A 22,671-nucleotide genomic window follows, 5' to 3' on the forward strand; every position below is an offset into this window, starting at 1 on the left:
GGGACTACCGCCCGCCGTTGCAATTTACGCACCAGCACCGAACGCTCCGCAGCGTCGACACCATGCAGCTGAAAAACACTCTTGGACGTATCCATGCCAATACGGATAAGGTGTTCCACGGACGGCTCCCTTGTTTGAGATCTCAACGAACTCATTCTGGCACATCCGATGCCGTCGGGCGCCGTCCACCCCATCATGCCGTGACATTAGCCGAAAGGCGCAAGCGGTTCAGAATATTCGCCGGGCAGAGCGGTGTGGAGGGAGCCATTTTCAGCACCGTTGCGGAGCGGGGAGATAATGGCATGGATCCTAGGGTCTGCGCCGCGTCGCTTCGCTCCTTGCTTCGCCCTAGGATGACGAAAGCGTGGTGGGGCGCTCCCGATACGCACGCCGCTTCGCGGCGGTTCCGCCCTAGGATGACAAAAGCGCGGTCACCCTCACCCGGCCTCCGCTTCGCTCCAGTCACCCTCTCCCCGTTGGGAAGAGGAGGGCGCTTACCCGGCGAGGCCTGCTAGATGGACTCGTTTCGCGACAAGATCGTTCCGGTGACCTCGATCCTCCTGGGCGTGGTCGTCGTCTGGTACGTCATGGCCGTTGTCCTCAACGCACCGTTCCAGCGCGATCTCGACCGCCGCGCCAATCAGACACCGGGTATTGTGGAATTCATCGGCAAGACGCTGGCGCAGCCGAAGCCGACGCTGCCGGCGCCGCATCAGGTGGCGGTGAATTTTTTCGAAAACACCTTTCTGCGCAGCATCACCTCGAACCGCAGCCTTGTCTACAATGCCTGGGTGACGCTGTCGTCGACGCTGCTCGGCTTTGCTTTCGGCACGGCGCTCGGCATCGTCATCGCCGTCGGCATCGTGCATGTGGCGACGCTCGACCGCAGTCTGATGCCGTGGATCATCGCCTCGCAGACCATTCCGATCCTGGCGGTGGCGCCGATGATCATAGTCGTGCTGGCGGCGATCGGCATCACCGGGCTTATCCCGAAGGCGCTGATCTCGACCTATCTGTCGTTCTTTCCGGTGGCAGTCGGCATGGTGAAGGGACTGCGCTCGCCCGAGCTTACCCATCTCGACCTGATGCACACCTATAATGCCAGTGCCTCGCAGACCTTCTGGAAATTGCGGGTGCCGGCTTCGGTGCCGTTCCTGTTTACCTCGATGAAGGTGGCGGTGGCCGCCAGCCTGGTCGGCGCCATCGTCGGCGAGTTGCCGACCGGCGCCGTCGCCGGCATCGGCGCCAAATTGCTCGCCGGCGCCTACTACAGCCAGACCATCGACATCTGGTCGGCTCTGGTTGCCGGGTCGGTGGTCGCGGCGCTGCTGGTGATGGTCGTCGGCATCGCCGGGCGCCTTGTCGACCGCGCCATGGGCGGGAGGCCGGCATGAGCTCCATCCTGAGCCTTTCCTCAATCACGCCTCGATCCTGGCAGGGGTATGCAGCGCTTGTCCTGCTTGCCGGCGCGCTGCTTCTTTGGCCGCTCGTCAGCGCTACGCCCGGTTACGGCATGGCAACTGCGGTTTTGATTTTCATTTTGCTGCTCGTGGCAATCGAGGCCGACAACTTTCCACCGATGATCGGGGTGTTGTTGCTGTTCCTTGGCGCGCATGGCGCAGCGTGGATGCTGCTCGCCGGCATAACCGGCAATGAGGGCAGCGCTCGCGCATCCTTCTATCTGCTGCTCGTCGCGGCGTGGTTTTTGGCCTGGCGCTGCGTAACGGTCTTGTCGTCGTTTCGCCCGACGTCGCGCTGGGCGTCAACCGCCCTGCGCCTGATCATTCCGGCCATCTTCGGCGCCTGGATCCTGATCATCTGGGAGGCGGTGACGCGTGGTGCCGGCATTCCCTTCATCCTGTTGCCGCCGCCAAGCGCCATCGGTGCACGCATCGTCGGCTCGCTGCCGGTGCTGGGGGCCGATGTCAGGCAGACCATCTTCAAGGCTGTTATCTTCGGCTATGTGGTGGGGAGCAGCGCCGGCTTCCTCGTTGCCATCGCCGCCGACCGCGTGCCGTTTCTGCGGCGCGGGCTTTTGCCGATCGGCAATATGGTGTCGGCGCTGCCGATCATCGGCGTCGCGCCGATCATGGTCATGTGGTTCGGCTTCGACTGGCAGTCGAAGGCAGCGGTGGTCATCATCATGACCTTCTTCCCGATGCTGGTGAACACCGTCGCCGGGCTTGCCGCCTCCGGCCATATGGAGCGCGACCTGATGCGCACCTATGCCTCGAGCTACTGGCAGACGCTGTTCAAGCTGCGGCTGCCGGCGGCGGCACCCTTCATCTTCAATGCGTTGAAGATCAATTCGACGCTGGCGCTGATCGGCGCCATCGTCGCCGAGTTCTTCGGCACGCCGGTGGTCGGCATGGGATTCCGCATTTCGACGGAAGTCGGGCGGATGAACATCGACATGGTGTGGGCGGAAATCGCAGTTGCAGCACTTGCGGGTTCGGTCTTTTATGGCGTGGTCGCTCTTTTCGAGAGAGCAGTCACGTTTTGGCATCCCTCTGTCCGTGGTGGATAGGGGCGGTGGGTTTAGGGCGCTAACTTCAGAGGGTAAAAACATGAAAAGACTTGTTGTTTCGATGCTGGCCGGCGCGATGTCGCTTGCCGCGTTCCAGGCGATGGCCGCGGACAAGGTGACGCTGCAGCTGAAATGGGTCACCCAGGCACAGTTCGCCGGCTATTATGTCGCCAAGGCCAAGGGCTTCTATGACGCCGAGGGCCTCGACGTCGACATCAAGCCCGGCGGACCGGACATTGCACCGGAGCAGGTTATTGCCGGCGGCGGCGCCGACGTCATCGTCGACTGGATGGGCGGCGCGCTGGCTGCGCGCGAGAAGGGCGTGCCGCTGGTCAATATCGCCCAGCCGTTCAAGAAGGCCGGCATGGAGCTGGTCTGCCCGAAGGACGGGCCGGTCAAGACAGAAGCCGACTTCAAGGGCCACACGCTCGGCGTCTGGTTCTTCGGCAACGAGTATCCGTTCTATGCCTGGATGAACAAGCTTGGCCTCAAGACCGATGGCGGGCCGGACGGCGTCACCGTGCTCAAGCAGAGCTTCGATGTGCAGCCGCTGATCCAGAAGCAGGCGGATTGCATTTCGGTCATGACCTATAACGAGTACTGGCAGCTCATCGACGCCGGCTACAAGCCGGAAGAGCTGACCGTCTTCAACTATTCCGCCATGGGCAACGATCTGCTCGAAGACGGGCTCTATGCCCTGGAGGACAAGCTCAAGGATCCGGCCTTCGAGGACAAGATGGTGCGTTTCGTGCGCGCTTCGATGAAGGGTTGGAAATACGCCGTCGACCATTCCGACGAAGCGGCCGGCATCGTCATGGACAATGGCGGCCAGGACGAGAATCACCAGAAGCGCATGATGGGCGAAGTCGCCAAGCTGATCGACAATGCCGATGGCAAGCTCGATCCGGCGACCTACGAGCGCACCGCCAAGGCGCTGCTCGACCAGAAGATCATCAGCAAGGAGCCTACCGGCGCCTACACGACGGCGATCACCGACAAGGCCATCAAATAGGGCTGTCAAACTGGCTTGTAGCGGAAAAGGGGCGGGCGACCGCCCCTTTTTAGTGGGAGGTAAAATAAACGTTACCGGCGGAAACATCCGCTCGCAAAATCGTTGTGCCGGTGCATCCGCCTCAAGGGTGTCACAACGGAGGTTTCCATGCGCATCCAGTCCTTCACGCCGATGCTTTCGGCGCTGGCCATTTCTGCAGCCATCTTCTCTGCTTCACCGGCCTTGGCCGAAACCATAAAGATGACGGCGACGCTCGATGGTGCTCAGCAGAACCCGCCCGTCACCACGAAGGGCAAGGGCACCGCCACGCTCAGGTTCAACACCGCCACCAAGAAACTCGGCTGGACCGTGAGATATTCCGGCCTCAGCGGGCCGGCGAAGGCCGCACACATTCACGGCCCGGCGGCAAAGGGTCAAAACGCCGATCCGGTGGTGCCGTTCGAAGGCAAGCTGAAGACCCCGATCAAGGGTTCGGCGACATTGACTGATGCCCAGGCCACCGATCTTGAGGCAGGCAAATATTACGTCAACATCCACACCGCGGCCCACGCGGACGGCGAGATCCGCGGCCAGATCGAGAAGGCCAAATAGGCAGATCACGACGACAAAACAGGGCAATCATCCTGTTTTGTCAGGCCTTGTCGCGAATCTGGGTCATTGTGCGGGTCGGCGTGATGGCTTCAGGGTCGAGCCTGATCTCTACGATCGACGGCTTGTCGCTGGCCCGCGCTCGCTCGAAGGCCGCGGCGAAGTCGGCGGTCTTTTCCACCGTCTCGCCATGGCCGCCATAGGCACGGGCCAAAGCAGCAAAGTCTGGATTCTTCAAGTCCGTGGCGACGACACGGCCGGGATATTCGCGCTCCTGATGCATGCGGATGGTGCCGTAGATGCCATTGTTGACGACGATGACGATGATCGGCAGCCCGTATTGCACGGCGGTGGCGAATTCCTGGCCGTTCATCAGGAAACAGCCGTCGCCGGCGAAAGCAATCACGTCGCGGTCGGGGAAAAGCTGCTTGGCGGCGACCGCCGCCGGCGTGCCGTAGCCCATCGAGCCGGATGTGGGTGCTGCCTGCGTGCCGAAACGCCGGAAGCGATGGTAGCGATGCACCCAGGTGGCGTAGTTGCCGGCGCCGTTGGTGAGGATGGCGTCGTCCGGCAGCATCGTTTCGAGATAATTCATGATCGGCCCCATCTGGACGGCGCCGGGGCCGCTCTCCGGAGGCGTCGACCAGTCGAGATAGGCGGCGTGCAGCTTCGCTGCCTCAGCCGCCCAGACCGGCGTTGCGGCCGGCTTGCGTCCGGCAAAGGCTTCGACGAAAGCGGCAGGCGAGGCATTGATCGCCAGCGCCGGCCGGTAGACGCGGCCGAGTTCGCCGGCGTCGGCATGGATATGGACCAGCGTCTGGTCGGGGTAGGGACTCTTCAGCAGCGTGTAGTCGGATGACGGCATCTCGCCCATACGGCCGCCGATCAGCAGCACGAGGTCGGCCTGCTTGATGGCGGTTGCTACCTTGGGATTGATGCCGATGCCGACATCGCCGGCATAGTTCGGGTGGAGATGGTCGAACAGCATCTGGCGGCGGAAGGAGCAGCCGACCGGCAGCGACCAGGCTTCGGCTATCGTCCGCATCCGTGCAACGGCCTGCGCGTCCCAGCGCGTACCGCCGAGGATGACGAAGGGCCGCTTTGCCTGGTTGAGCAACAGTTCCAGTGCGTCGAGCTCGACTTCGCCAGGCCGCGTCTCGACAGGGGTATAATGCCGGGCGTCCGGTGCCTCCGCGAGGCTGGTCAGCATGTCTTCGGGCAGCGAGATGACGACCGGGCCCGGGCGACCGGACGTCGCCACCGCAAAGGCGCGTGTGACGAATTCGGGTATGCGTGCGGCGTCGTCAATCTCGACCACCCATTTGGCAATATCGCCGAAGAACCTGACGTAGTCGACCTCCTGGAAGGCCTCGCGCCCTTTGGCGTGGCTGGCGACCTGGCCGATGAACAGGATGAGAGGGATTGAATCCTGCATCGCGATGTGGATGCCGGCAGAGGCATTGGTGGCGCCTGGGCCGCGGGTGACAAAGCAGATGCCGGGCCTGCCGGTCAGGCGGCCGTGGCAGTCGGCCATCATTGCGGCACCGCCCTCCTGGCGGCAGACGATTGTGCGGATCGGTGAATCATGCAGCGCGTCGAGCACCGCCAGATAGGATTCGCCAGGTACGCAATAGATACGGTCCGTTCCGTTGGCTTCGAGCGCATCGACGATGAGTTGTCCGCCGGTCTTCATTTTCCTGACCTCTCCAGTTCGGCAAGGATTTCTTCGGTGTGTTCGCCGAGACGCGGTGACGGACGTTCATAGACCAGCGGCGTGCCGGACATGACCATCGGCGCCCGCACCGAGGGCAACAGATTGCCATGGCCGTCATCGAGGTCGAGCCGCATGCCGCGCGCGATGGTCTGCGGGTCGGCAAACATCTGGCCGATGTTGTTGATCGGGCTGGCCGGCACTCCGGCAGTCTCAAGTCTGGCCAGCAACGGGTCGCGATCGAAGGCTTTCAGCGCCTCGATCATATGCTCGCGCAGCTTTGCCCGGTTGGCGACGCGGGCGGGATTGGTGGCGAAGTCAGGGTTCGACGCCAGCTCGTCGAGGCCGACGGCAGCGCAGAACTTTGCGAACTGGCCGTCATTGCCGACCGCCAGGATGATGTGGCCATTCTTCACCGGCACCACTTCGTAGGGCGCGATGTTCATATGCGCATTGCCCATCTGCACCGGCGACTGTCCGGAGACGAGATAGTTGAGGTTCTGGTTGCCGAGCGTCGAGATCTGGGTGTCGTAGAGCGCCATGTCGATATGCTGGCCTTCGCCGGTCTTCTCGGCATGGCGAAGCGCCGCCTGAATGGCGATGACCGAATAAAGCCCGGTGAAAACATCTGAAATGGCGACGCCCGCCTTTTGCGGTTCGCGGCCGGCTTCGCCGGTAATCGACATCATGCCGGCCATGCCCTGGATAATGAAATCATAGCCGGCACGCGGCGCATACGGTCCCGACTGGCCAAAACCGGTGATCGAGCAATAGATCAGCCGCGAGTTGATTTTCCTCAGGCTGTCATAGTCGAGGCCGTATTTCTTCAGTCCGCCGACTTTGAAGTTTTCGATCAGCACATCCGATGTCGCGACCAGCCGGCGCACCGTCTCGGCACCCTCGGGCGTCGAGAAGTCGATGGCAATGGAGCGCTTGCCGCGGTTGCAGGAATGGTAATAAGCGGCCGAAAGGTTCTCGCCGTCATGGCCGATGACGAAGGGCGGTCCCCATTTGCGGGTGTCGTCGCCGCCGTCCGGGCTCTCGACCTTGATCACGTCGGCGCCGAGGTCGGCAAGCAGCTGTCCGGCCCATGGCCCGGCGAGGATGCGTGCGAGTTCGATGACGCGGATGCCTTTGAGCGGAGGCTCAGTCATGGATCACCGTGGTTGATCGAAAGCGCAGCCTCTATCAATCCCGCGCGCCGCTGTCACGGCCCTTGCAATGGGCCAGTATCACTGTGCCCTCAGCACGCGGTCGGCCCAGGCGGCAAAATCCTCCATGATGATGTCTCGGTTGACCTCGTTCAGGCTTTCGTGGCGGGTTTTGGCGTAAACCTTTGAAACGAGATTCGAAAAACCCATCATGTGCATCCGGCCGGCAAGATGGCTGACCGCCTTGCCGCCGTCCGAGGCCGGATCTTGCTCGCCTCCGACCAGATTGACGAACAGGTCGCGCCGCACGCCGGAAAAATTGCGGTCGCTGCCGCAATGCAGCGTCATCATGACGATGTCCTGCCACATCGACACCGATGCGTCCCAGCCGCAAAGCGGGTCGGCGATGTATTTCTCGACTTCAACGGCATCGCACGACAGCCAGTCGAACGGCGTCCGGTGATTGGGCACCGCCTTGCCCCAGGCCCGGAACGTCAGCCGGGACAGCAGGCGCGACGGCACGTCTGAGCCAAGCCGGAACTTTTCCCAACCAAGCATGGCCAGCGCGATTTGGCTGAGCAGTCCGGCCGAGAAATTGCCGTTCCAGATCGCGGCGGCATGGATGCGCGCCGAGTGGCGGAGGACAAAATTCAGCGCGACCGACGCGCCCAAGGAGTGACCGAAGACGATGACCGGCAGGCCCGGCTGTTCCCTGGCGATGAGATCATGGACGGCGGCGACATCGGCGATGATCTTGGCACCGCCATCCGCATCGGCGAACCTGCCAGGTGGCGCGTCGGGCGCCTTGGTGGCGCCGTGGCCACGGTGGTCGTGCGCGTAGACCTGGTAGCCGCGCTCGCCAAGGAAATCGGCGAAACGGGCATAGCGCGCCGCGTGCTCGGCCAACCCGTGATTGACCTGGACAATGGCGCGCGGTTGGCCGATGGCGTGTTTCACATAAAGGTTGAGCTCGGCGCCGGTCGGCGATGCCAGCATCCTCTGCTTGTCAAATGGCATGTCTCGCTCCCGTCGGCGACTGTTGGGCGACGCAGCGATCGACGTCAAGGGACAGGGTACCCATTCGACGGTAGTTGACAGCATGCTGTCAATGTGATTACATGACAGCATGCTGTCAAATGGTCGGCGGCAGATTGGGGGTATGACATTGGGGGTATGACTATGAAAACCACCGGGGCCATTTCGCGGCGTGCAATCTTGCTGGCGGGCTTCGCCTTCACGACGGCCACCCTGTTGTCAGGGATTGCTGCGTTCAGTCAGGAAACCAGGGAGATGACCATGATGACGTCCACTGTTCCAGGCCCGCAAGGCCAGCTTGCCACTTATAGGATCAACGCCGGCAATGGCCTGCCGATCATGTTCCTGCATGGAGATTGCAGCCGCGCTTCCCACTGGGACCGGGTGATGCAGCTCTCCGTCGAAGGCCGCGAGGCGGTAGCCTTCGATTTTCGCGGTCATGGCGCCTCCGCGCCGGCGCAGGACGGTGACTATGGTTATGACGGTCGTGCAATGGATGTCGGTGCCGTGGCCGACGCGTTTGGCCTGAAGCGGTTTCTCATTGTCGCGCACAGCGGCGGCGGTGGCGTGGCGCTCGCTTATGCCGCCAACCATGCCGACCGGGTCGCCGGTGTCTTGCTCGTCGACCCGGCGACCGATCCTCGTGCGCTGCCGCAGGCGATTCGTGACGGCTTTGTCCGCGATCTGGCCGGTCCGCAAGGCCGTGATGTCCTGAACGCCTATTACACGTCGATTGCCGGCCCTAACGCGGCTGTTCGCCAGCGTGTTCTGGCCGATGCGGCAGTGGTCGATCCGGCGGCGAGGGCAGGTGTCGGCAAGGCACTGGCCGAATGGAACCCGGAGCCGGCACTCGATGCGTATCGCGGACCTATGTTCGTATTGGCTACCGAGGCCAGTGACACTCCAGCCGCGCTCTACCGGCTGCGCACGGACATTCCGCGCCAGATCGTGGCGGGCAGCGGCCATTGGGTGATGCTTGACAAGCCCGAGGTCGTAGCCGAAGCCGTTAATAATTTCGTCGCGACCATCGAGGCCGGCCAGAAATGACGACCAGGACCGAAGCGGCAAATGTGCTCACCGAACTGGTGCTTGCCGTGTTCAGGATGAACGGCAGTTTTCTGGATGCGGCCGACCGGCTGGCCGCTCCAATCGGGCTGACGGCAGCGCGCTGGCAGGTTTTGGGTGCAGTTTTGAAGGAGCCGAAATCTGTGGCCGACATCGCCCGCGACATGGGTCTCGCCCGTCAGAGTGTACAGCGGCTGGCCGACATACTGGCTGCGGAGGGGCTTGCCGCCTACGCCGACAACCCGGCGCATCGCCGCGCCAAGCTGTTGTCGATAACCGATGCCGGCCGGGCAGCGGTCAAGAATATCGGCACACGCCAGCATGTTTGGGCGAACCGCGTTTCGGAGGGTATGGACGCCGACGTGCTGAAAGCCTCGCTTGATCTGCTGCGCACCCTGACGGAACGGGTGGAGGCGGGCGGATCCTGATCGACCACGCGCGAGCCGTCTCAATGCGCTGGCGATTGTTTTTACGGCCGGCGAAAGAAATCGTAATTCTGACATGTCGCAAGTTTCTAGCTTGCGGCGTGAATCACGAGGAGTGCCGGAATGCGGATTTGGGCGATATGGGGGGCAGTGTTTGTTGCGTTTGCTGGCGCAAGCGCGGCGCGGGCCGATGTGAAGATGACCGGCTCTTTCGTCGCCGATGCCGCCTGTCCGGCAACGCAGGCGATCAAGAGCGGCAAGAATCCCGGCAATGTCTCGACCGCGGCTGGTCAGAGTTATGATCTGCTGGCCGGCAACAAGGACGCGCCCACGCACTACCTCATTCGCGTGCCGGGCGCCGATCCGGAGCGCCGCTGGGTCAAGATCAGCTGCGGTCACGTTTCGGGCGGCAGCGCGTCGACGATGCCGGCTGCACCGGCGCCTGCCGAGCCGAACAAGCCATCGGCGTCCGGAAAGCCGGAATATGTCTTCGCGCTGAGCTGGCAGCCGGCTTTTTGTGAGACCAAATCCGGCAAAACCGAATGCCGTGCGCAGACCGCCGCCGGGTTCGAAGCGACCCACTTCACCTTGCATGGGTTGTGGCCGCAGCCGAACGGAAATTTCTATTGCCAGGTCGCGGCAAGCGACAAGGCGAACGACGATCCGGCACACTGGCGGGATTTGCCGCCGGTCACCCTTGACCCGAAAACGCGAGCGGAACTCGACCAGGTGATGCCGGGCACCGCGTCCGCCCTCGAAAGGCATGAGTGGATCAAGCACGGCACCTGCTACGGCAAGAGCCAGCAGGAGTATTTCGCCGACGCCTTGAACCTGATGCGCGCGATGAATGCGTCGCCGGTGCGCGATCTCTTCATCAAGAACATCGGCAAGCAACTGACATCCGATCAGATCCGCAGCACCTTCGACAGTGCCTTCGGCAAAGGCGCGGGCGACCGGGTCCGCGTGTCCTGCGTGGTCGATCCTTCGAACGGCAGGCGGCTGATCGGCGAACTGACGCTCGGCCTGACCGGCCCGATCGCTTCGAACGCTTCGCTCGGTGCCCTGCTGCTTGCCTCGGCGCCGACAGCCAAGGCCGGCTGCCCGAAGGGCGCGGTCGATGCCGTCGGGTTCCAGTAAACAGGCCGTACGCGACTGTCGCTTTGCACCGGGGATGGTATGATCCCGGGCGCATCATTCATAGGGGGTGGCGATGAGTGGTATGACGAGCGGCGCGCTGGCGCGGCTGGCGTTCTGGGCCAAGGGCATGACGGCGATCCGCGACGGCCATATGGAGTGGCCGGGCTTTTCCTACACCGAAGTGGAGTGGGCTCGCATGACCACGCTCGCCAAACCCGTCGGCGGCGGCACCTACCAATTGTTTACGCTGGTCAACGCGGCGATCTTCATCGCCATCGCCGCGCTCGGGATGTTCTGTGTCTTCCTGCCGCTGGCGGCGCTGCTGTTCCCGGTACCGGCCGAAACCAGTGCGCTCAAGTTTTCGCTGCTCTTGGCGGCATGCGCCTTCCTGATCATCGGCATCGGCCTGCCGATTTCGCTGCGTCTTTCGACCACGCTCGTGGCGCCGAAGGCAATGCGGGCCGCGCTTGTCGCCGTGCCCGGCGACCAGGCGCTTGCGGCAAAAGTGTCATGGCAGATCAATCGGATCACGCTCGTGCTCTGCGGCCTGCTGGTACCGGGCATTCTTCTGTTCATTGCCTACGATATCGAAGCCGGCCCGATTATTACCGCGTTGAAATGGCTGGCGATCGCGCTGATGGCGGTTTCGGTTGCGATCGGCGGATGGCAGCGGCGCAAACAATCCTGATTGAGCCAATCGCAGGCCTGGGCAGCGTTACGCGCCGGCGCTGCGCTCCGGCCTGGTCCATGTGTTGCGGGCGTCTGCTTCGTTGCCGCCCGGTTCGCCGACAACGCGATCGCGTCCCGTGGATTTGGCCTTGTAGAGACGCTGGTCGGCCAGCGCAAAGAGATCGGCAAGGCAACGGGTCGTCTCGCTGACCGTCGAGATGCCGGCGCTGACGGTAATGTCGAACCGGCTGGTGCTCGCGGACGTCTTGACCGCTTGCCTGACGGTTTCGCCCAGCAGCCTGGCGAGCGGCTGCGGACGCCAGCCGAGGATGGCGAATTCCTCACCGCCGATCCTGAACAATTGATCTTCGGTCCCGACAAGTTCGCCAAGCAAAATCGCCAGGGCTTTCAGCACCTTGTCTCCCTCGGCGTGGCCGAAGCGGTCGTTGATCGATTTGAAGTGGTCGACATCGATGATCAGCAGGCTGAGCGGCCTGGCGGTCCGCAGGCTGGCGGCGACGGCGGCCTCGCCATCGCTGTCGAAGCGCCCCCTGTGCAGGAGGCCGGTGAGGCCGTCGCGACCAACATGCTCGACCAGCGCCTCATAGCGCTCGCGATAGGTCAGCGTGTCGAAAATGTCGGAAAGCCCGCGCGGCGCCGGCACCTGCCGCGCCTCGAACCACCTGATATAGGCGACCAGCATGGTGCTGTAGACCAGGGCCGCTGCCATCTTGGCGAACCAGCCGCCGAAGAACACCGCGACCGGCGCACCGGTGACGAAATGCAGCGCCGTGAAAAAGCCTGCCTGGTCGAAGGTGAGCACGCAGGCGACGGAGACCAGGATGCGGGTGAAAAGCGCCTTGCGCAGATATTTGCCGAGCTTTTCATAGAGCAGAATGATCAGGATGGCGTCGACGAACAGCAGCGTCGTGCCCCACACCATCAGCCAGCCCATCTCGTCGATGAAGCCGATGTCGGGAAGCTTGCCGTCGGGCAGCGGTGCGATGTCGTGCAGGCGCAGGATCAGCACGAGCCCGACCATCAGGGCATTGCCGAGCAGCAGGCCGTAAATCGGCTGCCGGACAGTTGCCGCGTCCTCCTTGATGTAGAGCAGGAGAAGCATCACCAGCTTGCCGGAAAACAGCACGGCCGAACCCGGCGATACCATGCCGAACGGCAGCGCGACGTAGAAGACGCTGGCGAGATAGGTTTCCAAGAAATGCATGACGCCAAGGGCGCAAACAAAGACGCCGAGGCCGATGCGGCCCCTGAACCGGAAAAGCGTGACCATGATGCCGAAATAGAGAACCGCTTCGGCAAAAAGCAGGAAACTGTTCAACACGGCCCGATCTCTCTCCCCGAAATCGCGGCTGCCAGCGATTTCCCATCCAACATTGTTTGACGCGGAATGATTAACCGGAGCTTTCGCCTGGGCGCCGGCACGAAATGAAGCGGCTAAGCGTTTGCGGCTGCGACCAAATCCGCCTGGAGCGGGTCATCGTTTCACGGAACCGCTGAACCGCTCCATCTTTTTTGTTTTGACGCAATTCCGGACGGAAAACCGTTTCACGGTTTTTCCTGGAATTGCTTTAGGGCCAAAACTGTTTGCCGTTCGCGGCCGCATCGCTTACATAGCCCCCAACTTCCATCCAATCCGACATCAGTCGACTTTTCAGGGAAAGCGCGCGTGGCACGCCAGTTCATCTATCACATGGCCGGCCTCAACAAGGCCTACGGCACCAAGAAGGTGCTCGAGAACATCCATCTGTCCTTCTACCCGGACGCCAAGATCGGCATCCTCGGCCCCAACGGCGCCGGCAAGTCGACGATCCTCAAGATCATGGCCGGCATCGACAAGGAGTGGAGCGGCGAGGCCTGGCTGGCCGAGGGTGCTACCGTCGGTTACCTGGCGCAGGAGCCGGCGCTCGATCCGAACAAGAACGTGTTCGAAAACGTCATGGAAGGCGTCACCGCCAAGACCGCCATCATCGAGCGCTACAACGAATTGATGATGAACTATTCCGACGAGACGGCGGACGAGTCGGCCAAGCTGCAGGACGAGATGGACCGGCTCAACCTGTGGGATCTCGAACAGCAGGTCGAGATGGCGATGGAGGCACTCGGCTGCCCGCCCAAGGAGGCCGATGTCACCAAGCTGTCGGGCGGCGAACGCCGTCGCGTCGCGCTTTGCCAGCTCTTGCTGCGCCAGCCCGACCTTCTGCTGCTTGACGAGCCGACCAACCATCTCGACGCCGAGACGACGGCGTGGCTGGAAAAGCATCTGCGGGCCTATCCGGGCGCGGTGATGATCATCACCCACGATCGCTACTTCCTCGACAATGTCACCGGCTGGATCCTCGAGCTCGATCGCGGCCGCGGTATCCCCTACGAAGGCAACTACACCAAATATCTCGAAGCCAAGGCCAAGCGGCTCAAGCAGGAAGGCCGCGAGGACGATGCGCGCCAGCGGGCGATCGGCCGCGAGCGCGAGTGGATCCAGTCCAGCCCGAAAGCCCGGCAGACCAAGTCGAAAGCCCGTATCCAGGCCTTCCAGGATCTGCTGGATGCAGCCGACAAGCGGCGTCCGAGCGACACCCAGATCGTCATTCCGCATGGCGAGCGGCTCGGCAATGTGGTGATCGAGGTCGAGGGCCTGTCGAAGGGCTTTGGCGACACGCTTTTGATCGACGATCTCGAATTCAAGCTGCCGCCGGGCGGCATCGTCGGCGTCATCGGCCCGAACGGCGCCGGCAAGACGACGCTGTTCCGCATGATCACCGGCCAGGAAAAGCCCGATGCCGGCACCATTCGCGTCGGCGAGACGGTCAAGCTCGGTTATGTCGACCAGAGCCGCGACGCGCTCGACCCGACCAAGACGGTCTGGGAAGAGATCTCGGGCGGCGCCGAAGTGGTCAAGCTCGGCAAGTTCGAAGCCAACACCCGCGCCTATTGCGCGTCGTTCAATTTCCGCGGCGGCGACCAGCAGCAGAAGGTCGGCAACCTGTCCGGCGGCCAGCGCAACCGCGTGCATCTGGCCAAGATGCTGAAGACCGGCGGCAATGTGCTGCTGCTCGACGAACCGACCAACGATCTCGATACCGAAACGCTGGCCGCACTCGAAGACGCGCTCGAGAGCTTCGCCGGCTGCGCCGTCATCATCTCGCACGATCGCATGTTCCTCGATCGTCTGGCGACGCACATCCTCGCCTTCGAGGGCGACAGCCACGTCGAATGGTTCGAAGGCAATTTCGAGGATTACGAGCAGGACAAGATCCGCCGGCTTGGGCCTGAGGCGGTCAATCCGCACAGGATGACGTATAAGCGGCTGACTCGGTAACAACGGATTGGTTGCAAGCGCCCCAGGCTGCTCGTAGAATTACTACCGGAAGGAGATAAACATGCTTAATGTCGAGCTTCCTACCGCGCTGGAAAAACGCCTCGAGATCGTCGCAAGGAAAACTGGCCGGACAAAACATGACGTAGTCGTTGAGGCCATTGTCGAGCAAATTCAGGATCTGGAAGACGGACTAATCGCCCTCGAGCGCCTTAACGATGGTGAAGGTGAATGGCTTTCTCTGGCCGAAGCTAAGGAACGACTGGGATTGGACGCAAGCGACCGCAGTGACGGTTGATCGTGTGGACAATTCGTGTCGAGAAGCGTGCACTGAAGGATATCTCCAGATTGCAAAGGTCCGATCTGCGTCGGATTGTGGACTTCCTGGAAAACAGGCTCGCCTCGCGCGATAATCCACGCGAACTTGGCGAAGCGCTAACAGGACCACTGGCAGGTCTCTGGAAATATCGTGTGGGCTCATTCCGAATTCTGCCAAGGATCGATGATAGCGCTGTCGCGATTTGGGTGGTTCAAGCAGGCGACCGTCGCGAGGTCTATCGATGAATACAGTCGCGAAGGTGAGACCCGACTGGTCCGCCGCCCTCTACCTGAAGTTCGAGGACGAGCGCACCCGGCCGGCGCGCGATCTCGTCGCGCAGGTGCCGGTGCCGGAACCGCGCCGGGTGGTCGACATCGGCTGCGGGCCGGGCAATTCGACCGAATTGCTGGTCGAGCGCTGGCCGCGGGCGCAGATCAGCGGCTTCGATACCTCGCCCGACATGATCGAGAAGGCGAAGGCGCGCCTGCCCGGTGTCAGCTTTGCCTTGGCGGATGCGGCGGCGTGGCAGCCGAACGAACCGGTCGACGTGATCTTTGCCAATGCGGTGTTTCAATGGCTGCCGGAGCATCCGGCGGTCTTCCAGCGGTTGATGGGATTTTTGGCGCCCGGCGGCGCGCTTGCCGTGCAGATGCCGGACAATATGGCCGAACCTTCGCACCGGCTGATGCGGGAGACCGCGGCCGAGATGCCGTTTGCCGAAAAGCTCGAGCGCGCGGCCCGCGCGCCGCTGCCGCCGGTCGCGTTCTATTACGGCCTTTTGTCGCCATTCTCGGATCGGCTCGATATCTGGCACACGATCTACAACCATCCGCTGGCCGATGCCGAGGCGATCGTCGAGTGGGTGAAGTCGACGGGGCTGAAGCCGTTCCTCGATCCTCTCGACGAAAACGAGCGGCAGCTTTTTCTGAAGCGCTACACGGCCCGGATCAGCGAAGCCTATCCGAAAACGGCAAGCGGCAAGGTATTGCTGCGCTTTCCCCGTCTCTTCATCGTGGCGCGGCGTTCCGCTTAGAAACTCTTAGCTACACCCAAAAACAGTGCATGGCGGATGCTTGACCGGCTTTCGCCGTCATGCGCATCTCGCCGGGGCAGGGATAACGTCCCTTCATGGGCCATGGGGATGGATGATGACACTGAAAAAGCTCGTTTTCGGCGGCAGCATTTGTGCGGCCGCTGTGCTTGCCTTGTCTCTATCGGCGGAGGCCAAGCGAGCGCGCTGCTTCACCAGCGACGACGGCTATTTCTCGTGCAGCTATCGGGCGCTGGACGATGCGGGCAGCTTTCGCATCTCGGCGCCGGGTTATCCGACCTACGTCCTGGAAATCGACGGACCGGGTTTTGCCTATGGCTATGTCAATCTCGGCCGCCGCAACGTGCCGCTGCCCGGGCAATTCGTGCGCAGCCGCGATGACGGTGCCTGCTGGAACAACCCGCAGACCAATACCAAGCTCTGCGCCTGGTAAAGACCCGTCCCAGGGACTTGATTTAAGCCGGCATAAACTGGCTAGGTGCAAAAGAGGTTGCGCCGAGCTTTTTGCGGTGTCGACATGAAGCCGCAACGCCTGCGCACGGGACGAACTGGAAATGCATCGCGTCATCATCAGCGGCATCGGCGTTGAAATCCCCGAAGCTTCGATCACCAACGAGGAGCTCGTCGCCAGCTTCAACGCCTGGGTGGACATGGAGAACGTCCGCCGCGAGGTGTCGGGCGAGCCGCTGGTACAGAAATCGGACAGTGCCTTCATCGTCCATGCCTCGGGCGTCCAGACCCGCCATGTCATCGAACGGGAAGGCATCCTCGATCCGACCCGCATGGCGCCGCGTTTCGCGGCGCGGCCCGACGATGCGCTGTCGCTGGAAGCCGAGTTCGGCATCGCTTCGGCCCGCAAGGCGCTCGATCATGCCGGGCTGAAGCCTGGCGACATCGACCTGGTGATCTGCTCGGCCTCGCACCATCAGCGGCCCTATCCGGCGATCGCCATCGAAATGCAGCAGGCGCTGGGCACGAAAGGCGCCGGCTTCGATATGGGGCTTGGCTGCTCTTCGGCAGCGGCGGCGTTGCACATCGCCGTCAATCTGGTGCGGGCAGGGGCGCATAAACGCGTGCTGGTGACGACGCCGGAGATCATCACCGGGCATCTCAATTTTCGCGACCGGCAGACGCATTTCATCTTCGGCGACGCTTCCGTGTCGATGATCGTCGAAGGGCTCGCCCAGGGCGAGAAGCGGCCGGGCCGCTTCGAGGTGCTGGATACGCGCGCCTGGACGCAGATGTCGAACAGCATCCGCACCAATCTCGGTTACTATACCCGCGCCACCCAGGACGATCCGTACATGATCGATCTGGAAGGCAATCTGATCAAGCAGATCGGCAACAAGGTGTTCAAGGAAGTCACCGTTGCCGGCCACAAATTCATCGTCGAGTTCCTGGCCGAGCACGGGCTGACGCCGCAAGCGATCCGGCGCTTCTGGCTGCATCAGGCCAATGCGCGGATGAACGCCATGATCCTGAAACTGTCGTTCGGCCATGACGTCGACCACGACCGCGCGCCGATGGTGCTGGAGCGCCTCGGCAACACCGCCGCCGCCGGCGCCATCATCGCCCTGTCGGAGAACCATGCCGACATGAAGGCCGGCGACTACGGCCTGCTCTGCGCCTTCGGCGCCGGCTACTCGATCGGCGGCGCGCTATTGCGCATGCTTTAGATTTTTTGTTTTACGCATGTCGTGTCCCAAAACCACTGCACACCCTCGGTTCAAGCCCGAGGGCATGCTTTTGGGCGACATGCATTAGCCCGGCGCGAACGGCACCAGCATCGGAACGCGCCTGGCATAGTCGTCGTAAGCGCTACCCAGTTCACCGCGCAGAAAACGCTCCTCCAGCCTTGCCTTCATGACGATGCCGACGGTGATGAGGATGGCGCCGGCAACGCCCCAGACAGTGCCTTTCGCCGCCATGGTGGCGAGGATCGCCAGAAGCAGGCCGGTATAGATCGGGTGGCGCACCAGCCGGTAAGGGCCGGTGTCGACGACGCGATGCGCGGCCTTGGCGGTGACCGTGGCCGACCACAGGCGGCCAAGATGCAGCCGCGCCCACCAGGCAAATGCCAGACCGGCGGCAATCAGCGCCACGCAGATCCACGCTTCGGCAAGGTTCGGCGTCCAAAGCCTCAGCGGGCCGGCATAACCGTGCGCCGGGATGAAGAGCAGGATCGTACCGAGCACCATGACGGCGCGGGATGGAAGCTCCACCCCGAAGCCGGCGCGTTTTTCGGCCCGGTCGGCCCAGAAGGCGGCCGCGGCCCATGAAACCACCCAGAGCAGCCAGAGCTGTGCGATTGCCGATGCGGGATGCATGATAAACCTCAGCGGGCTTGACCTGACCGATATTATCAACCGATGCAGCGCGGCAGCAATGCGGCACGCTTTTGCATGAGGCTGGTTCAACCATGACGCTGGTGGTGCCGACCCGTATCAGCCGTCTTGATTGGAGCATCAACGCTTTCGACTGGACCCTATGAATCGACTTCGGCTAACTGCATCCGGCAGCTAGGAATGAAACCAATGCCGGATATGTTTCCCGAAGCCGAAACTCCGGTCGAGATCGTCCCGTCGCGAAAACTCGCCGCCAGGGTGGCGGCGCTCTATCTCGCATCATTCGATCGTTTTGAGACACGAGCGGTGGATACGCTGCAACTCGGTTTCGACGGCATCGACGGCGATTTCCACGCCGGCACGACGCGGCGCTCCGGCGGGCGGGAACCCTGGTATCCGCGCGGCACTGAGATGCGCAACGAACGGCAATTGTCGATCGTGGCTGCGGACGAACTGGCAATCGTCGCCGAACGGATGGGCATCGCCGAGATCAAGCCGGAATGGATCGGCGCCAATCTCCTGATCGACGGCCTGCCGTGCCTCTCCATGCTGCCGTCCGGCACGCTGCTGTTCTTCAAAGGCGGCGCGACCGTCAAGATCGACGCGCAGAACGGGCCTTGCCGGATCGCCGGGCGATCGGTCGCCGAAAATGCCGGGATGGCCGACCATGAGGCCGGCGCGCTGCTGTTCCCGAAGGCGGCGAAGCGGTTGCGCGGGCTCGTCGCCTGGGTCGAGAAGCCCGGCACGATCGCGGCCGGCGAGGAGATTTCGGTGCGCGTGCCCGAGCAGTGGATTTACCGGGCCTAGTCCAGGCAAGGCGACCTCTAGTCACGGCGTATTTTGTTCTTGCTTTGTGCCGGCAGCTATGCTACTAATTTGGGTATGGTGCCAATTGGGCTCCAACGACCCGCCCGCGAGGCGGGTTTTTTATTTCAGGCTTTGAAAGTTCCGATGCTGCCGACCTGAGGTCGGCGGGACAGCGCCCCCCTCTGTCCTGCCGGACATCTCCCCCACGAGGGGGGAGATTGGCCGTCACCTCTCGATTTCGCTAATCACAACAGTGAAGAGCGCAGAACTCGACGCGTGTGCCTGCCGTCGCTCTACGCCTCATCCTCATCGTCGAGCAGACGGGTGGCGCGCCAGCGGGTGAGCACATTGTTGGTCTGTTCGATGACGAAGAAGCGCGCGGAATCGCGGTCATAGCCTTCGGCCAGCAGCTTTTCGTAGTCGGTGTGGGCGTGGCGAATATGCGCTATCGTCGCCAGCCACACGGCAATGCTCGGCGGCAAGGTCTTCATGTGCACGGCGCCGGCATCGGCCCGGATCTTTTCCATGTCGGCATAGGGCGCCAGCGGCAGCAGCGCTGTCAGTGCCTTGGCGATGGCGCGGCGGCGGCCGGTCGGCGCGCTCATCACTCCACCGGCCCTGGCTCGTCCCGCCCGGCGATGGTCGCATCGGCAAAGGCATCGGTCGAGGCGAAATAGGGCTTGATGTCGATGACCGGCGTGCCGTCGAGCACGTCGATGGCGTCGAGATCGATGCGGCCGGTGTCGATGTCGAGGGCAACCAGCTTGGCGACATGCAGTCCGACAGGATTCGGCCGGGCAGGGGAGCGCAGTGAAAAGACGCCTTTCGGCCCTGTGGCATGGCGGGGTTTCTGGACAATCAGTTGCCGCGGCGCATGGTGCAGCCAGGACAGGACGATCACGTGGCTGGCGCGTTCCAGCCCAAGCAGGCCATCCCGATAAAGCGGGTCGATGACCAAGTGCGCCGGCTGTTCCGTCTCCCGCGCCGCCTTCATGTTTTTGGGGCAAGTCTCCCGCGTGATCCAAGGCGAAGCGATGCGGCCGATGAAGACGACATGGCCATCCGGCGGCATCGTTGCCGGGTCGGTTTCCAGGAGCTTTTCGCCGCTGCGCGTTTCGAACATGGTTCTCGCCCCGATCATGCGTCCGTTTTTGCGCGATCCGCCACGCATGCGTCATTTTCTTGTCCGGAAGCGACATAGCGCTTGCAAGCCTATCCAAACCGACATAAACATATGTTTATATCTTTTCAAAGAGAATGCTCGCATGCATGTCGCTCTCGACACGATGGTAGATACATTGAAGGCGGCGGCGGAATCCAGCCGGCTGCGCATATTGGCGCTGCTGTCGCGCGGCGATCTGACCGTGTCCGATCTCACCGAAATCCTCGGCCAGTCGCAGCCGCGCGTCTCGCGCCATTTGAAATTGCTGCTGGAGGCCGGGCTGATCGGCCGCTACCAGGAGGGCTCGTGGGCGTTCTTCCGGCTATCGGATTCCGATGCGTCGCGCGATTTCGTGCTCAGGCTGGTCTCCGGCATCCGCGGCGCCGATCCGCAGGTCGAGCGTGATCTCGAACGGCTGGCCGCAGTCAAGCGCAAGCGGCAGGACCGGGCTGCCGAATATTTCTCGGTAAACGCCGCAAGCTGGGACCATATCCGCTCGCTGCATGTGCCGGATCGCGCCGTCGAAGCAGCTCTCATCAAGCTCGTCGGCAAACGGCCGTTCCAGTCGATGCTCGATCTCGGCACCGGCACCGGACGGCTGCTCGAGATCTTTTCGCCGCTCTATCGGCGCGGTGTCGGCATCGACATGTCGCGCGAGATGCTGACGGTGGCGCGCGCCAATCTCGACAAGGCCGGCGTTTCGAATGCGCAGGTGCGCCAGGGCGACATTTTCGCGCCGCCGGTCGAACGCGACGCCTTCGATCTCGTTACCATCCATCAGGTGCTGCACTATCTCGACGATCCCGCCCGCGCCATCCGCGAGGCGGCGCGTCTGCTGCGCCCGGCCGGCCGGCTGGTGATCGTCGATTTCGCGCCGCACGCGCTGGAGTTCTTGCGCGAGGAGCACGCGCATATGCGTCTCGGCTTTTCCGACCGGCAGATTGGCGACTGGTTTTCCGAGGCCGGCCTCGACCTCGAGGACAGCCAGGAATTCGAGCCGCGCGGCGGCAACGAGGCCAAGCTCACCGTCAAACTCTGGCTCGGCCGCGATCGGCGCATGCTGATTGCCGAGCCTTCCAACGACAGACAACCGGCCAATGCGTATCCGATAGGGGAAACCGCCTGATGAACCAGTTCCGCTTCTCCCGCCGCCCCGACATCGGCGACAAGGTCAGGGTTTCGTTCGAGTTCTTTCCGCCGAAAAACGATGAGATGGAAGCAAGGCTGTGGGACACGGTCACCCGGCTTGAGCCGCTTAAGCCGAAATTCGTCTCGGTCACCTATGGCGCCGGTGGTTCGACCCGCGAGCGGACGGCCCGCACCGTCAAGCGCATCCTCAATGAAACGACGCTGACGCCGGCGGCGCACATGACTTGCGTCGATGCGGCGCGTCACGAGGTCGATGCGGTGATCCGGGAGTTCGCCGATATGGGCGTCAAGCGTTTCGTCGCCCTGCGCGGCGATCCGGCCGAGGGCGTCGGCGCGGCCTACCGGCCGCATCCGGAAGGCTATGCCAATGGCGCCGAACTGGTTGATGCGCTGAAGGGCGCCGGCGATTTCGACATATCGGTCTCGGCATATCCGGAAAAGCATCCGGAAAGCCCGGATTTCGCCACCGACTTCGACATGCTGAAGCGCAAGGCCGACAACGGAGCGACGCGGGCGATCACCCAGTTCTTCTTCGACAACGATCTCTATGAGCGCTATGTCGAGCGGGCACGGCGGGCCGGCATCTACATACCGATCGTGCCGGGCATATTGCCGGTGCACAATTTCACCCAGGTCGCCAACTTCTCGGCGCGGTGCGGCGCCTTGGTGCCAGCATGGCTGGCCGAGCGTTTCGATGGGCTGCAGAACGATCCGCAAACGCATGCGCTGGTGGCATCTGCCGTGGCCGCCGAGCAGGTGCTGGACCTTGTCGAGCGCGGCGTCGGCGATTTCCACTTCTACACGATGAACCGAGCCGATCTGGTCTTCGCCATCTGCCACATGATCGGCATCAGGTCGCACGAAGTCGAGGCGGCGGGATCAGCCGCGGCGTAAGGCGGCAAGCTCCTTTTTGAAATGTCAAAGATCGGGGGAATGCAAAAGGCCGGGCAAAATGCCCGGCCTTTTCAAATGGTTTGGAGTATTCGGTGCTGGTCTTCCCCCGCTCAGCGGCCTTATGGAAGGACGCCCATAATGAGGGCGCCGATGAATGCAAACGCAGCACAAATCATCAATGCGTTGATCGGCCTCGTCAGTCCCATGTCATAGCCTCCTCTTAAAGAGCTATGGCGAGAGTCTAGGGTCATTTGTGCCACAGGCAAGCAGAAACTTTGCTGCAATGCGAC

The 22,671-nt window shown here is 62.6% G+C and carries 24 protein-coding genes and 1 pseudogene; 17 read left to right on the forward strand and 8 right to left on the reverse strand.

The genetic code is table 11. From position 1 onward, the window contains the following. Nucleotides 1-119: pseudogene (locus tag NKH49_RS15810) on the reverse strand (IS110 family transposase); the annotation flags it as partial. 396 nt (nucleotides 120-515) lie between these two features. Here NKH49_RS15810 and NKH49_RS15815 point away from each other — a divergent pair. The 4 genes from NKH49_RS15815 to NKH49_RS15830 all read left to right on the forward strand — a co-directional run bounded on the left by NKH49_RS15815 (nucleotide 516) and on the right by NKH49_RS15830 (nucleotide 4,130). Next, nucleotides 516-1,394, forward strand: coding sequence for an ABC transporter permease (locus NKH49_RS15815; protein ID WP_352926592.1), 879 nt, complete (start codon nucleotides 516-518; stop codon nucleotides 1,392-1,394). Continuing rightward, a complete protein-coding gene (locus NKH49_RS15820; RefSeq protein ID WP_352926595.1) occupies nucleotides 1,391-2,527 on the forward strand; it encodes an ABC transporter permease in 1,137 nt (378 codons plus the stop codon). The genes NKH49_RS15815 and NKH49_RS15820 overlap by 4 nt, the downstream gene beginning before the upstream one ends. Nucleotides 2,528-2,567: 40 nt before the next feature. Beyond that, nucleotides 2,568-3,539 (forward strand): ABC transporter substrate-binding protein, encoded by a 972-nt coding sequence (locus tag NKH49_RS15825; protein ID WP_352501092.1) that lies wholly within the window; start codon nucleotides 2,568-2,570, stop codon nucleotides 3,537-3,539. A 147-nt stretch (nucleotides 3,540-3,686) separates the two neighbouring features. Further along, nucleotides 3,687-4,130: a CHRD domain-containing protein gene (locus NKH49_RS15830; protein ID WP_352926598.1), complete on the forward strand. Its 444-nt coding sequence runs from the start codon at nucleotides 3,687-3,689 to the stop codon at nucleotides 4,128-4,130. Between the two features lie 40 nt (nucleotides 4,131-4,170). Here the strand turns inward: NKH49_RS15830 and NKH49_RS15835 are convergent, their stop codons facing one another. From NKH49_RS15835 to NKH49_RS15845, 3 genes are all read right to left on the reverse strand, one after another. Then, nucleotides 4,171-5,820, reverse strand: a complete 1,650-nt coding sequence (locus NKH49_RS15835; protein ID WP_352926601.1) for a thiamine pyrophosphate-binding protein — start codon at nucleotides 5,818-5,820, stop codon at nucleotides 4,171-4,173. Continuing rightward, a complete protein-coding gene (locus NKH49_RS15840) occupies nucleotides 5,817-6,992 on the reverse strand; it encodes a CaiB/BaiF CoA transferase family protein (RefSeq protein ID WP_352571797.1) in 1,176 nt (391 codons plus the stop codon). The genes NKH49_RS15835 and NKH49_RS15840 overlap by 4 nt, the downstream gene beginning before the upstream one ends. Nucleotides 6,993-7,070: 78 nt before the next feature. Beyond that, nucleotides 7,071-8,006 (reverse strand): alpha/beta fold hydrolase, encoded by a 936-nt coding sequence (locus NKH49_RS15845; RefSeq protein ID WP_352926604.1) that lies wholly within the window; start codon nucleotides 8,004-8,006, stop codon nucleotides 7,071-7,073. 279 nt (nucleotides 8,007-8,285) lie between these two features. Here NKH49_RS15845 and NKH49_RS15850 point away from each other — a divergent pair, with 279 nt between their 5' ends. The 4 genes from NKH49_RS15850 to NKH49_RS15865 all read left to right on the forward strand — a co-directional run bounded on the left by NKH49_RS15850 (nucleotide 8,286) and on the right by NKH49_RS15865 (nucleotide 11,339). Next, nucleotides 8,286-9,071, forward strand: a complete 786-nt coding sequence (locus tag NKH49_RS15850; protein ID WP_352926607.1) for an alpha/beta fold hydrolase — start codon at nucleotides 8,286-8,288, stop codon at nucleotides 9,069-9,071. After that, entirely contained in the window at nucleotides 9,068-9,517 is a 450-nt protein-coding gene (locus NKH49_RS15855) for a MarR family winged helix-turn-helix transcriptional regulator (protein WP_352471518.1), read from the forward strand. The genes NKH49_RS15850 and NKH49_RS15855 overlap by 4 nt, the downstream gene beginning before the upstream one ends. 120 nt (nucleotides 9,518-9,637) lie before the next feature. After that, nucleotides 9,638-10,651: a ribonuclease T2 family protein gene (locus tag NKH49_RS15860; RefSeq protein ID WP_352539494.1), complete on the forward strand. Its 1,014-nt coding sequence runs from the start codon at nucleotides 9,638-9,640 to the stop codon at nucleotides 10,649-10,651. A gap of 73 nt (nucleotides 10,652-10,724) precedes the next feature. Beyond that, on the forward strand, nucleotides 10,725-11,339 hold the full coding sequence (locus NKH49_RS15865) for a hypothetical protein (RefSeq protein ID WP_352820350.1): 615 nt from the start codon (nucleotides 10,725-10,727) through the stop codon (nucleotides 11,337-11,339). 27 nt (nucleotides 11,340-11,366) lie between these two features. Here the strand turns inward: NKH49_RS15865 and NKH49_RS15870 are convergent, their stop codons facing one another. Further along, nucleotides 11,367-12,662 (reverse strand): GGDEF domain-containing protein, encoded by a 1,296-nt coding sequence (locus NKH49_RS15870; RefSeq protein ID WP_352747548.1) that lies wholly within the window; start codon nucleotides 12,660-12,662, stop codon nucleotides 11,367-11,369. 345 nt (nucleotides 12,663-13,007) lie between these two features. On the opposite strand from NKH49_RS15870, the gene ettA reads away from it, so the two are divergent. The 6 genes from ettA (at nucleotide 13,008) to NKH49_RS15900 (ending at nucleotide 17,700) form a co-directional block, all read left to right on the forward strand. Then, on the forward strand, nucleotides 13,008-14,657 hold the full coding sequence (ettA, locus tag NKH49_RS15875; protein WP_352501084.1) for an energy-dependent translational throttle protein EttA: 1,650 nt from the start codon (nucleotides 13,008-13,010) through the stop codon (nucleotides 14,655-14,657). A gap of 61 nt (nucleotides 14,658-14,718) precedes the next feature. Continuing rightward, nucleotides 14,719-14,952: a type II toxin-antitoxin system RelB family antitoxin gene (gene relB / locus NKH49_RS15880; RefSeq protein ID WP_352471524.1), complete on the forward strand. Its 234-nt coding sequence runs from the start codon at nucleotides 14,719-14,721 to the stop codon at nucleotides 14,950-14,952. A gap of 2 nt (nucleotides 14,953-14,954) precedes the next feature. Beyond that, entirely contained in the window at nucleotides 14,955-15,218 is a 264-nt protein-coding gene (locus tag NKH49_RS15885) for a type II toxin-antitoxin system RelE family toxin (RefSeq protein WP_352926786.1), read from the forward strand. Further along, nucleotides 15,215-16,006, forward strand: a complete 792-nt coding sequence (gene tam / locus NKH49_RS15890) for a trans-aconitate 2-methyltransferase (protein WP_352926612.1) — start codon at nucleotides 15,215-15,217, stop codon at nucleotides 16,004-16,006. Before NKH49_RS15885 ends, tam begins: the two co-directional genes overlap by 4 nt. A 115-nt stretch (nucleotides 16,007-16,121) precedes the next feature. Then, nucleotides 16,122-16,457 carry a hypothetical protein gene (locus NKH49_RS15895; RefSeq protein ID WP_352926615.1) on the forward strand — a complete coding sequence of 112 codons (336 nt, stop codon included), beginning with the start codon at nucleotides 16,122-16,124 and terminating at the stop codon, nucleotides 16,455-16,457. A gap of 121 nt (nucleotides 16,458-16,578) precedes the next feature. Continuing rightward, nucleotides 16,579-17,700, forward strand: coding sequence for a beta-ketoacyl-ACP synthase III (locus NKH49_RS15900; RefSeq protein WP_352492730.1), 1,122 nt, complete (start codon nucleotides 16,579-16,581; stop codon nucleotides 17,698-17,700). Nucleotides 17,701-17,784: 84 nt separating this feature from the next. Here the strand turns inward: NKH49_RS15900 and NKH49_RS15905 are convergent, their stop codons facing one another. Beyond that, nucleotides 17,785-18,351, reverse strand: coding sequence for a methyltransferase family protein (locus NKH49_RS15905; protein ID WP_352471529.1), 567 nt, complete (start codon nucleotides 18,349-18,351; stop codon nucleotides 17,785-17,787). Between the two features lie 207 nt (nucleotides 18,352-18,558). Between NKH49_RS15905 and NKH49_RS15910 the strand changes: the two genes are divergently transcribed. Next, complete coding sequence (locus tag NKH49_RS15910; RefSeq protein ID WP_352926618.1) at nucleotides 18,559-19,176, forward strand: MOSC domain-containing protein; 618 nt, start codon at nucleotides 18,559-18,561, stop codon at nucleotides 19,174-19,176. A gap of 293 nt (nucleotides 19,177-19,469) precedes the next feature. Here the strand turns inward: NKH49_RS15910 and NKH49_RS15915 are convergent, their stop codons facing one another. Continuing rightward, nucleotides 19,470-19,781, reverse strand: a complete 312-nt coding sequence (locus NKH49_RS15915) for a DUF2293 domain-containing protein (RefSeq protein WP_352456194.1) — start codon at nucleotides 19,779-19,781, stop codon at nucleotides 19,470-19,472. Beyond that, nucleotides 19,781-20,299: a tRNA (N6-threonylcarbamoyladenosine(37)-N6)-methyltransferase TrmO gene (gene tsaA, locus NKH49_RS15920; protein WP_352501079.1), complete on the reverse strand. Its 519-nt coding sequence runs from the start codon at nucleotides 20,297-20,299 to the stop codon at nucleotides 19,781-19,783. Before tsaA ends, NKH49_RS15915 begins: the two co-directional genes overlap by 1 nt. Before the next feature lie 142 nt (nucleotides 20,300-20,441). On the opposite strand from tsaA, the gene NKH49_RS15925 reads away from it, so the two are divergent. After that, the gene (locus NKH49_RS15925; RefSeq protein ID WP_023676796.1) at nucleotides 20,442-21,464 is read left to right on the forward strand and encodes an ArsR/SmtB family transcription factor; all 1,023 of its coding nucleotides are present in this window, start codon (nucleotides 20,442-20,444) and stop codon (nucleotides 21,462-21,464) included. Then, on the forward strand, nucleotides 21,464-22,381 hold the full coding sequence (metF, locus tag NKH49_RS15930) for a methylenetetrahydrofolate reductase [NAD(P)H] (RefSeq protein ID WP_023676795.1): 918 nt from the start codon (nucleotides 21,464-21,466) through the stop codon (nucleotides 22,379-22,381). The genes NKH49_RS15925 and metF overlap by 1 nt, the downstream gene beginning before the upstream one ends. Nucleotides 22,382-22,671: the final 290 nt, after the last annotated feature.

It is taken from the genome of Mesorhizobium sp. M1088 (genome assembly GCF_040318575.1).
Classification (GTDB): domain Bacteria; phylum Pseudomonadota; class Alphaproteobacteria; order Rhizobiales; family Rhizobiaceae; genus Mesorhizobium.

Coding starts and splice junctions, on each gene's coding strand:
- NKH49_RS15815 (WP_352926592.1), top strand. CDS start 516: ATGGACTCGTTTCGCGACAAGATCGTTCCGGTGACCTCGATCCTCCTG.
- NKH49_RS15820 (WP_352926595.1), top strand. CDS start 1,391: ATGAGCTCCATCCTGAGCCTTTCCTCAATCACGCCTCGATCCTGGCAG.
- NKH49_RS15825 (WP_352501092.1), top strand. CDS start 2,568: ATGAAAAGACTTGTTGTTTCGATGCTGGCCGGCGCGATGTCGCTTGCC.
- NKH49_RS15830 (WP_352926598.1), top strand. CDS start 3,687: ATGCGCATCCAGTCCTTCACGCCGATGCTTTCGGCGCTGGCCATTTCT.
- NKH49_RS15835 (WP_352926601.1), bottom strand. CDS start 5,820: ATGAAGACCGGCGGACAACTCATCGTCGATGCGCTCGAAGCCAACGGA.
- NKH49_RS15840 (WP_352571797.1), bottom strand. CDS start 6,992: ATGACTGAGCCTCCGCTCAAAGGCATCCGCGTCATCGAACTCGCACGC.
- NKH49_RS15845 (WP_352926604.1), bottom strand. CDS start 8,006: ATGCCATTTGACAAGCAGAGGATGCTGGCATCGCCGACCGGCGCCGAG.
- NKH49_RS15850 (WP_352926607.1), top strand. CDS start 8,286: ATGATGACGTCCACTGTTCCAGGCCCGCAAGGCCAGCTTGCCACTTAT.
- NKH49_RS15855 (WP_352471518.1), top strand. CDS start 9,068: ATGACGACCAGGACCGAAGCGGCAAATGTGCTCACCGAACTGGTGCTT.
- NKH49_RS15860 (WP_352539494.1), top strand. CDS start 9,638: ATGCGGATTTGGGCGATATGGGGGGCAGTGTTTGTTGCGTTTGCTGGC.
- NKH49_RS15865 (WP_352820350.1), top strand. CDS start 10,725: ATGAGTGGTATGACGAGCGGCGCGCTGGCGCGGCTGGCGTTCTGGGCC.
- relB (WP_352471524.1), top strand. CDS start 14,719: ATGCTTAATGTCGAGCTTCCTACCGCGCTGGAAAAACGCCTCGAGATC.
- tam (WP_352926612.1), top strand. CDS start 15,215: ATGAATACAGTCGCGAAGGTGAGACCCGACTGGTCCGCCGCCCTCTAC.
- NKH49_RS15895 (WP_352926615.1), top strand. CDS start 16,122: ATGACACTGAAAAAGCTCGTTTTCGGCGGCAGCATTTGTGCGGCCGCT.
- NKH49_RS15900 (WP_352492730.1), top strand. CDS start 16,579: ATGCATCGCGTCATCATCAGCGGCATCGGCGTTGAAATCCCCGAAGCT.
- NKH49_RS15905 (WP_352471529.1), bottom strand. CDS start 18,351: ATGCATCCCGCATCGGCAATCGCACAGCTCTGGCTGCTCTGGGTGGTT.
- NKH49_RS15910 (WP_352926618.1), top strand. CDS start 18,559: ATGCCGGATATGTTTCCCGAAGCCGAAACTCCGGTCGAGATCGTCCCG.
- NKH49_RS15915 (WP_352456194.1), bottom strand. CDS start 19,781: ATGAGCGCGCCGACCGGCCGCCGCCGCGCCATCGCCAAGGCACTGACA.
- tsaA (WP_352501079.1), bottom strand. CDS start 20,299: ATGTTCGAAACGCGCAGCGGCGAAAAGCTCCTGGAAACCGACCCGGCA.
- NKH49_RS15925 (WP_023676796.1), top strand. CDS start 20,442: ATGCATGTCGCTCTCGACACGATGGTAGATACATTGAAGGCGGCGGCG.
- metF (WP_023676795.1), top strand. CDS start 21,464: ATGAACCAGTTCCGCTTCTCCCGCCGCCCCGACATCGGCGACAAGGTC.